Origin of the sequence: Roseateles sp., assembly GCF_046300915.1 — a bacterium.
GTDB lineage: Bacteria > Pseudomonadota > Gammaproteobacteria > Burkholderiales > Burkholderiaceae_C > Kinneretia.
Genome location: NZ_JBKCLH010000059.1, coordinates 1 through 13,719, shown reverse-complemented (window position 1 = coordinate 13,719; position 13,719 = coordinate 1). Strand labels below are relative to the sequence as shown.

At 69.0% G+C, this 13,719-nt stretch carries 14 protein-coding genes; 5 read left to right on the top strand and 9 right to left on the bottom strand.

Annotation, left to right across the window (positions count from 1 at the left end; translation table 11 throughout):
• The 5 genes from ACK5F2_RS04545 to ACK5F2_RS04525 form a co-directional block, all read right to left on the bottom strand.
• A partial coding sequence (locus ACK5F2_RS04545) for a hypothetical protein (RefSeq protein WP_409863094.1) occupies positions 1–220 on the bottom strand: 220 nt, incomplete at its 3' end.
• A gap of 40 nt (positions 221–260) precedes the next feature.
• Positions 261–1,997 carry an urease subunit alpha gene (ureC, locus tag ACK5F2_RS04540; protein WP_409863092.1) on the bottom strand — a complete coding sequence of 579 codons (1,737 nt, stop codon included), beginning with the start codon at positions 1,995–1,997 and terminating at the stop codon, positions 261–263.
• A complete protein-coding gene (locus ACK5F2_RS04535) occupies positions 1,997–2,308 on the bottom strand; it encodes an urease subunit beta (RefSeq protein ID WP_409863090.1) in 312 nt (103 codons plus the stop codon). Before ACK5F2_RS04535 ends, ureC begins: the two co-directional genes overlap by 1 nt.
• 10 nt (positions 2,309–2,318) lie before the next feature.
• On the bottom strand, positions 2,319–2,492 hold the full coding sequence (locus tag ACK5F2_RS04530) for a hypothetical protein (protein WP_409863089.1): 174 nt from the start codon (positions 2,490–2,492) through the stop codon (positions 2,319–2,321).
• A 16-nt stretch (positions 2,493–2,508) separates the two neighbouring features.
• On the bottom strand, positions 2,509–2,811 hold the full coding sequence (locus ACK5F2_RS04525; RefSeq protein WP_133603157.1) for an urease subunit gamma: 303 nt from the start codon (positions 2,809–2,811) through the stop codon (positions 2,509–2,511).
• A gap of 73 nt (positions 2,812–2,884) precedes the next feature.
• Here ACK5F2_RS04525 and ACK5F2_RS04520 point away from each other — a divergent pair, with 73 nt between their 5' ends.
• On the top strand, positions 2,885–6,394 hold the full coding sequence (locus ACK5F2_RS04520) for an ATP-binding protein (RefSeq protein WP_409863088.1): 3,510 nt from the start codon (positions 2,885–2,887) through the stop codon (positions 6,392–6,394).
• A gap of 3 nt (positions 6,395–6,397) precedes the next feature.
• Positions 6,398–7,426, top strand: a complete 1,029-nt coding sequence (locus tag ACK5F2_RS04515; RefSeq protein ID WP_409863087.1) for a response regulator — start codon at positions 6,398–6,400, stop codon at positions 7,424–7,426.
• Between the two features lie 10 nt (positions 7,427–7,436).
• Here ACK5F2_RS04515 and ACK5F2_RS04510 read toward each other — a convergent pair whose 3' ends face one another.
• From ACK5F2_RS04510 to ACK5F2_RS04500, 3 genes are all read right to left on the bottom strand, one after another.
• A complete protein-coding gene (locus ACK5F2_RS04510) occupies positions 7,437–7,820 on the bottom strand; it encodes a glyoxalase superfamily protein (protein ID WP_409863086.1) in 384 nt (127 codons plus the stop codon).
• A 78-nt stretch (positions 7,821–7,898) separates the two neighbouring features.
• Complete coding sequence (locus ACK5F2_RS04505) at positions 7,899–9,584, bottom strand: NAD(P)/FAD-dependent oxidoreductase (RefSeq protein ID WP_409863085.1); 1,686 nt, start codon at positions 9,582–9,584, stop codon at positions 7,899–7,901.
• Between the two features lie 198 nt (positions 9,585–9,782).
• A complete protein-coding gene (locus ACK5F2_RS04500) occupies positions 9,783–9,938 on the bottom strand; it encodes a hypothetical protein (RefSeq protein ID WP_162849462.1) in 156 nt (51 codons plus the stop codon).
• 140 nt (positions 9,939–10,078) lie between these two features.
• Here ACK5F2_RS04500 and ACK5F2_RS04495 point away from each other — a divergent pair, with 140 nt between their 5' ends.
• The gene (locus ACK5F2_RS04495) at positions 10,079–10,744 is read left to right on the top strand and encodes a histidine phosphatase family protein (protein ID WP_409863084.1); all 666 of its coding nucleotides are present in this window, start codon (positions 10,079–10,081) and stop codon (positions 10,742–10,744) included.
• 3 nt (positions 10,745–10,747) lie between these two features.
• Here ACK5F2_RS04495 and ACK5F2_RS04490 read toward each other — a convergent pair whose 3' ends face one another.
• Positions 10,748–11,779: a formylglycine-generating enzyme family protein gene (locus ACK5F2_RS04490; RefSeq protein WP_409863083.1), complete on the bottom strand. Its 1,032-nt coding sequence runs from the start codon at positions 11,777–11,779 to the stop codon at positions 10,748–10,750.
• Between the two features lie 59 nt (positions 11,780–11,838).
• Here ACK5F2_RS04490 and ACK5F2_RS04485 point away from each other — a divergent pair, with 59 nt between their 5' ends.
• Both ACK5F2_RS04485 and ACK5F2_RS04480 read left to right on the top strand, forming a co-directional pair.
• Entirely contained in the window at positions 11,839–13,116 is a 1,278-nt protein-coding gene (locus ACK5F2_RS04485; protein WP_409863082.1) for a class I SAM-dependent methyltransferase, read from the top strand.
• Positions 13,117–13,197: 81 nt separating this feature from the next.
• Positions 13,198–13,719 (top strand): biotin/lipoyl-binding protein (locus ACK5F2_RS04480; protein ID WP_409863080.1); only part of this gene is annotated, 522 nt, incomplete at its 3' end.

The following is a 13,719-nucleotide window of genomic DNA, read 5'->3' as shown; positions in this document are numbered from 1 at the left end:
CTTCGGGGTCGGGCTCGCCCGGCTCCGCGGGCAGGGGATCCATGACCGGCTCGCGCTGCTGTGCTTGCGCGGCCTGCGGACGCGGGGAGGCGCTGCCCCCGACAAAGGGCAGTGCCACCACACCGATGGTGTGGACGTCGTAAATGCTGATGCGCTTTGCGAGGGGGTTGCGGTTGTGCCACGCCACCACCTGTTCGGCCAGACCGTCCATGGCGTGCATGCTGCCTCAAAGCGCGGCTCACAATGCCTGGAAAAAGCCCTTAAAACAGGAAATAGCGCTGCGCCAGCGGCAGCTCCCGTGCCGGTTCGCAGCTCAGCAGCTGGCCGTCGGCGCGCACCTCGTAGGTCTGCGGGTCTATGCTCATCTGCGGCAGATAGTCGTTGCGCACCATGTCCCGCTTGCTGATGCCGCGATTGCCCCGCACCGCGACCACGGTCTTCTTCAGGCCGTAGCGTTCCTTGACGCCGGCCTGCTCGGCCGCCTGCGAGACAAAGCTCAGCGAGCCGGCCGAGAGCGCGCCGCCAAAGCTGCCGAACATGGGACGGTAGTGCACCGGCTGGGGCGTGGGGATGCTGGCATTGGGGTCGCCCATGGCGGCCGCGGCGATGAAGCCGCCCTTGAGGATGAGGCTGGGCTTGACGCCGAAGAAGGCGGGCCGCCACAGCACCAGGTCCGCCCACTTGCCCACCTCGATGGAGCCGATCTCGTGTGCCGTGCCGTGCGAGCGCGCGGGGTTGATCGTGAGCTTGGCGATATAGCGCTTGACCCGCTCGTTGTCGTGGCGGGCCGTGTCGCCGCCCGGTCCGCCCAAGGCGCCGCGCTGCAACTTCATCTTGTGCGCGGTCTGCCAGCAGCGCATCACCATCTCGCCCACCCGGCCCATGGCCTGGCTGTCGGAGGAGAACATGGAGATGGCGCCCAGATCATGCAGCACGTCCTCGGCCGCAATGGTCTCGCGCCGGATGCGGCTCTCGGCAAAGGCCAGGTCCTCGGCCACGCTGGCGTCCAGATGGTGGCAAACCATCAGCATGTCCAGGTGCTCGTCCACGGTGTTCACCGTGTAGGGCATGGTGGGGTTGGTGGAGGAGGGCAGGAAGTTGGCCTCGCCCACCACGCGCATGATGTCGGGCGCATGGCCGCCGCCCGCGCCCTCGGTGTGGAAGGCGCAGAGCGTGCGGCCTCTGGTGGCGGCGATGGTGTCCTCCACAAAGCCGCTCTCATTGAGCGTGTCGCTGTGGATGGAGACCTGGGTGTCGGTCTCCTCGGCCACCGAGAGGCAGCAGCCGATGGCCGCGGGCGTGGTGCCCCAGTCCTCATGCAGCTTGAGGCCGATCACGCCGGCCTCGATCTGCTGGCGCAGGGCCTCGGGCCGGCTGGCATTGCCCTTGCCCAGAAAGCCGATATTCATCGGAAAGGCCTCGGCCGCTTGCAGCATGCGCTCGATATTGGCCGGGCCGGGCGTGCAGGTGGTGGCAAAGGTGCCAGTGGCCGGGCCGGTGCCGCCGCCCATCATGGTGGTGACGCCCGACATCAGCGCCTCCTCGATCTGCTGCGGGCAGATGAAGTGGATGTGGGTGTCGATGGCGCCGGCGGTGACGATCATGCCCTCGCCCGCGATGATCTCGGTGCCCGGGCCGATGACGATGTCCACGCCGGGCTGCACATCGGGGTTGCCGGCCTTGCCGATGGCCGCGATGCGGCAGCCGCGCAGGCCGATATCGGCCTTGACGATGCCCCAGTGGTCGATGATCAGGGCATTGGTGATCACGCAGTCCATGGCGTCGGCCAGGCCGGGGCCGTTGGGGCGCTGCGACTGGCCCATGCCGTCGCGTATCACCTTGCCGCCGCCGAATTTCACTTCCTCACCATAGCCGCCGGCCCGCAGGGTCAGGTCTTGTTCCACCTCGATCACCAGGGCCGTGTCGGCCAGACGCAGGCGGTCGCCCAAGGTGGGGCCAAAGGTTTCGGCGTAGGCACGCCTGCCCATCTGGCTCATCACAGCGCTCCCTGCACCAAGCCGCGGAAGCCCCAGACCTGGCGGTCCCCCGCGTAATCCACCAGCTCCACCGTGCGCTGCTGGCCGGGCTCGAAGCGAACGGCCGTGCCGGAGGCAATGTTCAGCCGCATGCCCTGCGCAGCCGCGCGGTCGAAGCGCAGGCCGGCATTGGTCTCGGCGAAGTGGTAGTGCGAGCCGACCTGGATGGGCCGGTCGCTGGCGTTCTCGACCACCAGGCTCAGCGTGCGTCGGCCGGGGTTGAGCGCATGCACGGCGCTCTCGTCATCGATCAGCAGTTCGCCGGGGATCATCGCCCGCTCCTCACTTGCGACGGCCCAGCCACCAGCCCAGGGCGGCACAGGCGACCACCAGCAGGGGCAGCAGCACATCGCTGGCATGCCAGTGGCTGCTGCCGGGCATGCCGTGGCCCTCGTGGGCGGCCGCTTCGCTCGCGAGCAGGATCAGCAGGAGCACAGGACTGAAGTTCTTCAACATGGTGCGTGTTCTCGAATCATGCGATGGGTTGGTGCACGGTCACCAACTTGGTGCCGTCGGGGAAGGTGGCTTCCACCTGGATCTCGGGAATCATCTCGGGAATGCCCTCCATGACCTCCTCGCGGCGCAGCACGGTCTTGCCCTCGCTCATCAGCTGGGCCACGGTCTTGCCGTCGCGGGCGCCTTCCATGATGGCGGCGCTGATCAGGGCCACCGCCTCGGGGTAGTTGAGCTTGAGGCCGCGTGCCTTGCGGCGCTCGGCCAGCAGGGCCGCGGTGAAGATCAGCAGCTTGTCTTTTTCACGGGGAGTGAGTTCCATGAAACCCTTCCTGCAGGAGATGTGCCAGGCCTGCTGCCGAGGAGCTCGGCACGGCTCTTGATAGGGAAGCAGCATGCAGCCCGCCGCTTCCAGCGTCCAGCCGGACCCACCCGTACAGCGCGTCATCAAGATTCGCCGGGATTACAACGCCTGGGTGGCCCGCGAGACTCTGGAGGACTATGCGCTGCGCTTCACACCGCACGGCTTTCGGCGCTGGTCGGCCGCCCGGGTGGCCAACACCGCCTTTGGTGCCGCCTCCTTTCTGGTGCTGGAGGCCGTGGGCGCCACGCTGCTGGTGGAATACGGCTTCATCAACGCCTTCTGGGCCATCCTGGCCACGGGCGCCATCATCCTGCTGGCGGGCTGGCCCATCAGCGTCTATGCGGCGCGCTACGGCCTGGACATGGACCTGCTCACCCGCGGCGCGGGCTTTGGCTATATCGGCTCCACCCTCACCAGCCTGATCTACGCCAGCTTCACCTTCATCTTCTTCGCGCTGGAGGCCGCCATCATGGCCTATGCGCTGGAGCTGGCCTTCGACATTCCGCCGGCCTGGGGCTATCTGATCTGCGCCCTGGTGGTGCTGCCCCTGGTGACGCATGGTGTCACCTCCATCGCGCGGCTGCAGGTCTGGACCCAGCCCCTGTGGCTGGGTCTGCTGATCCTGCCCTATGTCTATGTCTTCATGCACTACCCGGACCTGCCGGCGCAGATCCGCGACTATGCGGGCGGCGATGGCCGTGGCGCCGAGTTCAGCTTGCCGCTCTTCGGTGCGGCCATGACGGTGGGCATCGCCCTGATCACGCAGATGGGCGAGCAGGTCGACTATCTGCGCTTCATGCCCGCGCCCGAGCCGGGCAAGACGGGACGGGGGCGCTGGCGCTGGTGGGCTGCGTTGTTGGTGGGGGGGCGGGGGTGGGTCGTGATCGGGGTGCTCAAGATGCTGGGTGGCGCCCTGCTGGCCTTTCTGGCCATGCAGCTCATGGTGCCGGCCGAGCGGGCGGTGGACCCCAACCAGATGTATCTGGTGGCCTTCGAGACCGTGTTCAGCCGCCCCGATGTGGCCGTGGCCGCCACGGCCCTGCTGGTCATCGTCTCCCAGCTCAAGATCAATGTCACCAATGCCTATGCGGGGTCTCTGGCCTGGAGCAATTTCTTCGCGCGCCTGACCCACAGCCACCCCGGCCGCGTGGTCTGGATGGTGTTCAACATCCTGATCGCCCTGCTCTTGATGGAGATGGAACTCTTCCATGCCCTGGACCGGGTGCTGGGCCTCTACGCCAATATCGCCATCGCCTGGATCATGAGCGTGGTGGCCGATCTGGTGATCAACAAGCCCCTGGGCCTCTCGCCGCCGGGCATCGAGTTCAAGCGCGCCCACCTCTACGACATCAATCCGGTGGGCGTGGGCGCCATGGTCGCGGCTTCGGTGCTGTCCATCGCCGCGCATCTAGGCGTCTTCGGGCCCCTGGCCCAGGCCTTCTCGGCCCTGATCGCCCTGGTGACGGCGATGCTGGTCTCGCCCCTGATCGCCTGGGCCACCGGCGGGCGCTACTACATCGCCCGCGAGAGCTGGAGCCCCCAGGCCGACGAAATACCTCGGCCGCCCCCCGAGGGGGGCAGGTCGCCTTGGGGCGGCCCGGCGGCGACCCGCGAGCCCGCCTACCAGCGCCTGAAGCCGCAGCGCTGCGTGGTCTGCGAGCGCGAGTACGAGGGCGAGGACATGGCGCATTGCCCCGCCTACCGCGGCGCCATCTGCTCGCTGTGCTGCTCGCTGGACGCGCGCTGCGAGGACCTGTGCAAGCCCCAGGCCCGCCTGGCCGTGCAGGCGCGCGGCCTGCTGCAGCGCCTGCTGCCGCGCCGGCTCTGGCCCCTGCTGGACAGCGGCCTGATCCAGTACCTGGGCCTGATGGCCCTGGTGCTGCCGGTGCTGCTGCTGCTCTTCGGCCTGCTCTACCAGCATGAGCTGGCTCGTTTGGGCGAGGCGGCGCAGGCCGCGCTGGCGCCCCATCTGCGCGCTTCTTACGCCAAGGCCCTGGCGGCCTTGCTGCTGCTCTCGGGCGTGATCGGCTGGTGGCTGGTGCTCACCCACAAGAGCCGCCAGGTGGCGCAGGAGGAGTCTCGCCGCCAGACCCAGGCCCTGCATGCCGAGATCGAGTCGCACCGCCGCACCGACGCCCAGCTGCAGCAGGCCAAGGCCCAGGCCGAGGCGGCCAACGAGGCCAAGACCCGCTACATCACCAGCATCAGCCACGAGCTGCGCACCCCGCTCAACGCCATCCTGGGCTATGCCCAGATCCTGGACGAGGACGAGCGCATGCCCGCCCATCGCCGCCAGGCCGTCAGCGTGATACGCCGCGGCGGCGAGCATCTGCTGTCGCTGATCGAGGGCAGCCTGGATCTGGCGCGCATCGAGGCCGGGCGCTTCAGGCTGGAGCCCGGGCCCTGGGCCTTTGGCGAGGCCATCCAGGATCTCGTGCGCCTGCTCTCGCTGCAGGCCCGGGCCAAGGGCCTGGACTTTGTCTACCAAGCGCCGGCGGGCCTGCCGGACTGGGTGCGTGCCGATGGCAAGCGGGTGCAGCAGATCCTGATCAACATCCTGGGCAATGCGATCAAGTTCACCGCCGAGGGGCAGGTGACGCTGCGCCTGGCCTACTCCGGCGAGATGGCGCGCATCGAGATTGCCGACACCGGCCCCGGCATGAGCGCCGAGGAATTGGCGCGGGTGTTCGAGCCCTTCGAGCGCGGCGCCACCACGGGTGCCGGCACCGGCCTGGGACTCACCATCGCCAAGATGCTCACCGACCTGATGGGCGGCGAGCTCCGGGTGAGCAGCAAGCCCGGCCAAGGCAGCTGCTTCAGCCTCAAGCTCTTCCTGCCGCGCCTGGCCGAGGGCGCCCGGGCCCAGCAGCAGCGCCGCGCGGCGCGCATCGGCTTCGAGGGGCCGGCGCGCCGCGTGCTGGTGGTGGACAACGAGGAGGCCGACCGCCAGCTGCTGGCCAGCGTGCTGGAGCCCCTGGGCTTCGAGCTGCGCCTGGCCGCCAGCGGCGCCGCGGCACTGGAGATCCTGCGCGACTGGCCGGCCGAGGCCCTGCTGCTGGACCTGGCCATGCCGGGCCTGGACGGCTGGCAGACCCTGGCGGCCATCCGCGCCCAGGGCCTGAGCCAGGTGCCGGCGGCCATCGTCTCGGCCAATGCCTTTGACCGCGGCCTGGAGAACGGCCTGGGCATACGCCCCGAAGATTTCATCCTCAAGCCGGTGCGGGTGGACGAGCTGCTGGACTGGCTGGGCCGCCAGCTGGGGCTGCAATGGCGGCTGCGCCAGAGTGCCGCAGCGCCATCAGCGGCGCCGCTCGCGGCCCGCGGCCTGCCCTCGCGAGCCAGCCTGGAGCAGCTGCAGACCCAGCTGCAGCAAGGCCATGTGAAGGGCATACGCGAGCAACTGGAGCGCATGGCGGGCACGGAAGGAGAGCAGGGGGCGGACTTCGTCGCCGAGCTGCGCACCCTGGCGCGCGAGTTCCAGCTCCAGGCCATGAGCCGGCTGGTGGCACGGGCCTTGCAATCGGAGTCTTGCGGAGACTGAATCGTGACCGACGACCCCAAAGAGCTGCTGCCCAACCCCCCCGTCGCCTCGCATGCCGAGCGCGTGCTCATCGTCGACGATGTGCCGGACAACCTTGCCCTGCTGCACGACGCGCTGGACGAGGCCGGCTACACGGTGCTGGTGGCCTTCAACGGCCAGGCCGCGCTGGACAGCGCCGCCCAGATGCCGCCCGATGTGGTGGTGCTGGACGCGCTGATGCCGGGCCTGGACGGTTTCGAGGTGGCACGCCGGCTCAAGGCCGATCCGCGCAGCGCCGCCGCGCCCATCATCTTCATGACCGGGCTCTCGGACACCGAGCATGTGGAGGCCGCCTTCGCGGCCGGTGGCGTGGACTATGTCACCAAGCCCATACGCCCGCGCGAGGTGCTGGCCCGCATTGCCGCCCATCTGCGCAGCGCGCGCGCGCAGCGCCAGGCCCGCAATGCGCTGGATGCCTTTGGCCACGCCAGCCTGGCGGTGCACGAGCTGGATGGCCGCTGTGTCTGGCAGACGGCGCTGGCGCGCCAGCTGATGGCCGAATACTTCAGCGGCGGGCATTTCGAGCGTGGCCGCCTGCCGCCCGAGGTGCTGGTCTGGCTGCACCGCGAGGCCCTGCGTCGCCGCGCCGGGGCCCAGCCCGCGGGCCTGACGGTGCTGCCGCCCGTGAGACCCGATGCGCCGGTGGCCGCGCTGAGCAGCCGCGGCGCCAAGCGCCTGTCCTTCACCCTGCACGCGGTGGACCCCGACGCGCTGGGCGAGGGTCAGTGGCTGATCGTGATGCGCGAGGCCGATGACGCCGCCCTGATGGACGGCCTGGTCCACAGCTTCAAGCTCACCGCCCGCGAGGCCGAGGTGCTCTACTGGGTGGTCAAGGGCAAGACCAATGCCGATATCGGCGACATCCTGGGCTCCAGCCCGCGCACGGTGCAAAAGCACCTGGAACATGTGTTCGAGAAGCTGGGCGTGGAGACCCGCACCGCCGCTGCGGCCCTGGCCATGAGCCGGGTGCGGGGGCTGGAGGCGGGGCGCTGAGCCCTGGGACTCAAGCGTCCTCGCTCGGGTCGTAAAAGGTCAGGCGGTTGCCAAAGGGATCGGCCATGGTCATCTCGCGGCCCCAGGGCTGCTCGTCGATGCCGGGGCGCGCATAGCCATAGCTTTTGTCCAGCAGCGCGCGCTGGTAGGCATCCAGATCCTCGCAGGCGATGCGCAGGCGTGAGCCGGGGCAGGCGTCGCCATGGTGCTCGCTCAGGTGCAGGCAGCAGTCGCCCAGGGCGATCTCGGCATAAAGCGGAAGATCGTCGCTGAAGCGGTGTTCCCAGATGAGCTGGAAGCCCAGAAAGTCCAGATAGAACTCGCGGGCCTTGGCCTCGTCGAAGATGCGCAGGACGGGAATGGCCGGGCCCAGGCCCGGGGTCTTGTCTGACATGGTGCGTCTCCCTGTTGGCGGATCACGCGGCGCGAGGCCGTGCGAGCCGCAGGGTAGCGCATCCCCGTGACCTGGGGCTCAGCTCGGCTCGCCCAGGCCCAGCAGCTCGCGGCCCAGGGCCTCGGCCACCTCGATGCCGTCCACGCCGGCCGACATGATGCCCCCGGCATAGCCCGCGCCCTCGCCCGCGGGGTAGAGGCCGCGCACATTCAGGCTCTGGTAGTCGCGGCCGCGGGTCAGGCGCAGGGGCGAGGAGGTGCGGGTCTCCACGCCGGTGAGCACCGCGTCGGCCATGCTGAAGCCCTTGATCTGGCGCTCGAAGGCGGGCAGGGCCTCGCGGATGGCGTCCAGGCAGTACTCGGGCAGGCTGCCAAAGCCTTTTTGTTGCAGATTGCTCAGGGTGACGCCGGGCTTGTAGCTGGGCTCCACGCTGCCGAACTCGCGGCTGAGCTGGCGCTTGATGAAGTCGCCCACCAGGGCCCCGGGGGCCTTGTAGTCGCCGCCACCCAGATCGTAGGCGCGGCTTTCCCAGATGCGCTGGAAGGCCATGCCGTCCAGCGGGTTCACGGCGCTGCCGTCGGTCTTGCCGTCCTGGCGGTAGTCCTGGGGCGAGATGCCCACCACGATGCCGGCATTGGCATTGCGCTCGGCGCGCGAGTACTGGCTCATGCCATTGGTGACCACGCGCATGGGCTCGCTGGTGGCGGCCACCACGGTGCCGCCGGGGCACATGCAGAAGCTGTAGACTGAGCGACCGTTCCTGGCGTGATGCACCAGCTTGTAGTCGGCCGCGCCCAGGATCTCGTTGCCGGCATTCGGCCCGAAGCGGGCCGTGTCGATCACCGACTGCGGATGCTCGATGCGGTAGCCGATGGAGAAGGGCTTGGCTTCCATGTACACGCCGCGCTCGTGCAGCATGGTGAAGGTGTCGCGCGCGCTGTGGCCCAGGGCCAGGATGACCTGGTCGGCCCGGATCTGCTCGCCGGACTCCAGCGTGATGCCCCGGATGTGCTTGCCCTTGGGGCCGTCTTCGATCAGCAGATCGCTGACCTTCTGTTCAAAGCGGATCTCGCCGCCCAGAGCCTCGATCTCGGCGCGCATCTTGATGATCATGGACACCAGGCGGAAGGTGCCGATGTGCGGCTTGCTGACGAAGAGGATTTCCTCGGGCGCACCGGCCTTGACGAACTCCTTGAGCAGCTTGCGGGTGAGGTGGCGCGGGTCGGAAATCTGGCTCCAGAGCTTGCCGTCCGAGAAGGTGCCGGCGCCGCCCTCGCCGAACTGCACATTCGATTCGGGATTGAGCTCGCTCTGGCGCCACAGGCCCCAGGTGTCCTTGGTGCGCTCGCGCACGTTCTTGCCTCGTTCCAGCACGATGGGCCGCAGGCCCATCTGCGCCAGCACCAGGGCGGCCATCAGGCCGCAGGGGCCAAAGCCCACGATCACCGGGCGCAGGCGCGGCTCGCCCGAGGTGTAGAAGTCCGCCGGGGCATGGCCCACGAACTTGTACTCGGTGTCCGGCGTGGGCCGGATGTTCTTGTCGTCCGCCAGGCCTTTGAGCAGGGCGGCCTCGTCCACCGTGACTTCGCAGTCGATGGTGTAGGCCAGCACGATGGCGCTCTTCTTGCGCGCGTCATAGCCGCGGCGAAAGATGTGGAAGGCCTTGAGTTCGCGCTCGCTCAGGCCCAGGCGGGCCAGCACGGCGGCTTGCAGGTCCTGGGGCTCGTGATCGAGCGGCAGGCGGAGTTCGTTGATGCGGATCATGGTTAGCGATCAATGCATGGAGGTGGAAACGAAACAGGCCCGGACTGGAGGCCGGGCCTGTGTATTCGGTATTCGCGTCAAATCACTCGCCGGGCCGCCCCAAGAGTGATTTGAGCCGATGTGACGAAGGGGTAAACCCCTGAGGCATCGGCGTCCCCTCGGGGGACCGACCAGGGCTGTTAGGCCCTGGGCGAGGGGTCAGCCGCTGTGCGGGCGCTTGCCCGGGTTCTTCTTGCTGCGGGTGTGCGAGCCGCGCTCCAGGCTCTTCTTCTGGCCGCGGCCGTGGCTGAAGGTCAGGCCGGCGGGACGCGGGGTGGCGCGACGGTCGGCTTCGGTTTTGATCTTGTTGCCCATGATGGCTCCGTTGACAAAAATGACTGGCGGGGACCGACAAAGGGCGCGCCAAGACGAAAGAAGGCAAGGATTTTAGCCGAGTCTGGCGCGGTCGCCGGGGCGACAGCATTTCGGGTGCCCCGGCCCCATGATTCCCACCCATGGGAATGCTTCATCTTGTGCGCCATGGTCAGGCCAGTTTCGGCGCGGCCGACTATGACCAGCTCAGCTCCCTGGGCCAGCAGCAATGCCAGCGCCTGGGCGCCTTCTGGCGCGCGCGTGGCCAGGGCTTCGATGCGGTGTTCAGCGGCACGCTGAAGCGCCATGCCCAGTCCCTGGCGGCCCTGGCCGAGGGTTGGGGCGGGGCTCTGCCGGCCGTGAATATCCGGCCGGGCCTGAACGAGTACGACAGCGAGGCCCTGATACGCGCCATCCATCCCGAACCCTTGGGCGCGCCCCGGGACGCCGAGGGCGTGAAGCAGCATTTCCGCCTGCTGCGCCAGGGCCTGCTGGCCTGGATGCGCGGCGAGAGCGCGCCGCAGGGCATGCCCAGCCATGCCCAGTTCCTGGCCGGGGTGGCCGGGGTGCTGGACGAGGTGCGGGCCCTGGGCGGTGGCCAGGTGCTGATTCTTTCCAGCGGCGGCCCCATCTCCTGCGCCCTGGCCCAGGTGCTGCAGGCGCCGGCCGAGTCCGCCATCGAGCTGAACCTGCGCCTGCGCAACAGCGCCTTGAGCGAGCTGGTCTTCAATGCCCAGCGCCTGAGCCTGCACAGCTTCAACGGCCTGCCGCATCTGCAGGACGAGCCGGCCCTGCAGAGCTATGCCTGAGCCTCAGCGCGCTTTCTTCTGTTCCGCTTCATCTTCCAGCAGCAGGCGCAGGCCCACCAGGGTGTAGCGGGTGCTGGGATCGTTCCAGTTGCGGTAGGCCGCGCGGGCATAGAAGGCCCAGGTGTGCCAGGAGCCGCCGCGGCGCACCCGCACCGAGCCCTCGGCCGGGCCCTGCGGGTCCACCGCCGTGCCCTGGGTGGCGAGCTGGGCGTAGTAGTCGTCGCCATGCCAGTCGGCCACCCACTCCCAGACATTGCCGTGCATATCGTGCAAGCCCCAGGCATTGGGCGCGAAGCTGCCCACCGGGGCGGTGAAGGCATGGCCGTCGCGGCCGACCAGGGCCATGTCTTGCCATTTGGGCCAATGGCGGGCGCTGTCGGCGTCAAAGAGATTGGCGTGGCCCAGCAGGCTTTGCGGCGCGTCACCCGTCGAGAAATGCGTGCGCGTGCCGGCCCGGCAGGCGTACTCCCACTCGGCCTCGGTGGGCAGGCGGTAGCGCCGGCCCTCGGTCTGGCTGAGCCAGGCGGCCAGGGCCTGGGCATCGTGCCAGGTGATGTTGGTGACGGGGTGGTCCTCGCCCTGGGGAAAGCCGGGGTGGGCCCAGGAGTACTCGGGGCGGCGGCCCTCGAAGGCGTCGCCGCGCGGGCTGCTGGCGGGGTCGTAGTCGGCGCGCCAGCCATAGCCGCCGGTGCCGTCGGCCACCGATTCGGGCCGGTAGCCCGAGCGCGCCAGAAAGCGCCGGAACTGGCCCACCGTCACCTCGTGCTGGCCCAGCCAGAAGCTGCGGCTGATGCGCACGCGGTGCACCGGGCCCTCGTCGGCCAGCTTGAGGAAACGTTCGCGCGGCAGGGCGGGGAAGAGCTTGGCCAGCTCATCGGGGCTGGCCTCGCTGCCCATCAGAAACTCGCCGGCCGGGATCTTCACGAAACGCATGCCCAGGCTGTTTTCCAGGGCCAGGGTTTGGCGTGGTGCGGCACAAGCCGCCAGCAGGAGCAGAGGGGCGAGCAGCAGGCAGAGGGCAGGGCGCTTGAGCATGCGGCGATGCTAGCCCGGCGCTCATGAAGGAAAATCGGGCTTTTCGCTAGCCGACGCCGATGTTCACCGCGCTGATCACCCCGCCGCCCGCCGCCCAGGCCGATGACCGCCAGCGCTTCATGCGCCTGCTGCAGACCGCCCTGGCCGAGGGCAGCTTTGCCAAGCTGCTGCTGAGCAAGTACAGCGGGGCCGAGGCCGGCCTGGAACGCCTGACGGTGCGCACCGTGCAGCTGCGCGGCGAGCGCTGCCTGAGCTTTCTCTGGCGCTACCAGACCCGGGACATCACCAAGAACCATGCCTTGGAAGCCGGTCTGGCCGAGATTGAGGCCCTGCTGGGCCGCGACTTTCAGAACGCCCATCTGCAGACGGCTGAGCAGGAGCTGCAGCTGGCCTTCAGCCGCAAGGGCCGGCCCAGCCTGCGCGTGAGCCGCCGGGCCGACGCCGCGCCCGCGGTGGCCGCGGCCGACGCCGGGCATGACAAGGAGAAACTGCGCTATCTGGAGCTGGCCAAGCCCTTCTGGACCGATCTGGGCCTGACCCACGAGGCCAAGGGCGGCGAGCGCCAGCTGGTGCCCGCCATGTCGCGCAAGTGGAAGCAGATCAACAAGTTCATCGAGGTGATGAGCGCGGCCCTCAAGAGCAGCCCGCTGGCTGCCAGCCCCGAGGTGCATGTGAGCGACTTCGGCTCGGGCAAGGGCTATCTGACCTTCGCCATGTATGACTGGCTCACGAGCGTGCTGGGCAAGCGCGCCGAGGTCAGCGGCATCGAGCTGCGCGAAGACATGGTGAGCCTGTGCAACGGCGCCGCGCAAGCCCACGGCCTGACGGGCCTGCGCTTTGTGCAGAGCGATGTGCGCCACTACCAGCCGGCGCGGCTGGACGTGATGATCGCCCTGCACGCCTGCGATATCGCCACCGACTACGCCATCCACCTGGGCCTGCGCGCCGGGGCCGGCATCATCATGTGCTCGCCCTGCTGCCACAAGCAGCTGCGCCCGCAGATGCAGCTGCCCGCGGCCTTGAAGCCCATGCTGCAGCATGGCATTCACCTGGGCCAGGAGGCCGAGATGGTGACCGACTCCCTGCGTGCGCTGCTGCTCGAGGCCGAGGGCTACGAGACCCAGGTCTTCGAGTTCATCGCCCTGGAGCACACCAGCAAGAACAAGATGATTCTGGCGGTGAAGAAGAGCGGTGCCGCCCTGGCCGCCGCGCAGAAGAAGCGCCCCGAGATCCTGGCCCAGATCGCCGAGATCAAGCGTTTCTACGGCCTGCGGGAGCAGGCGCTGGAGAGCCTGCTGCTGGATCAGCCGGCGGTCGGCGTGGCCTGCCCGGCTTGAGTTGAGCCCGCGCAAGCGCGATAGGCCCGGCGCTGCTAGCATCCGGCGGCCCGGTGCTGCCGGGCCCCTGTTCCGCTCTGCATGGAAGACAACAAGGTGCCGCCCTTCATCACCCGCCTGATGCGCAATCGCGTGTTCTGGATTGCCCTGCTGCTCATGGCGCTGGGCTGGGCTCTCTGGTCCTGGTGGCGCCCGCCAGCTGCCTCGGTGCTGGAGCTGGCGGCCGGGCCCCTGCGCCAGAGCCTGCAGTTCAGTGCCCGGGTGGAGTCACCCCGGCGCGTGGAGCTGGGCAGTACCCTGACCGGGCGGGTTCAGAGCGTGAGCCTGCGTGAGGGTGAGCGTGTGAAGCAGGGCCAGGTCTTGCTGGCGCTGGACGACAGTGAATGGCGGGCCGCGGCCGAGCAGGCGCGGGCCCAGGCCCAGCAGGCGCGGGAGCGCCTGCGTGGGCAGCGTGAGCAGGGCCTGGTGGCCGCCCAGGCGCAGCGCGCCCAGGCCGCGGCCCAGCAGGCGGCGGCGCGGCGCGACTATCAGCGCAACGAGGAACTGGTGGCCGCTGGCTTTCTGAGCCCGGCGCGTCTGGATGATTCACGCCGCGCCCTGGAC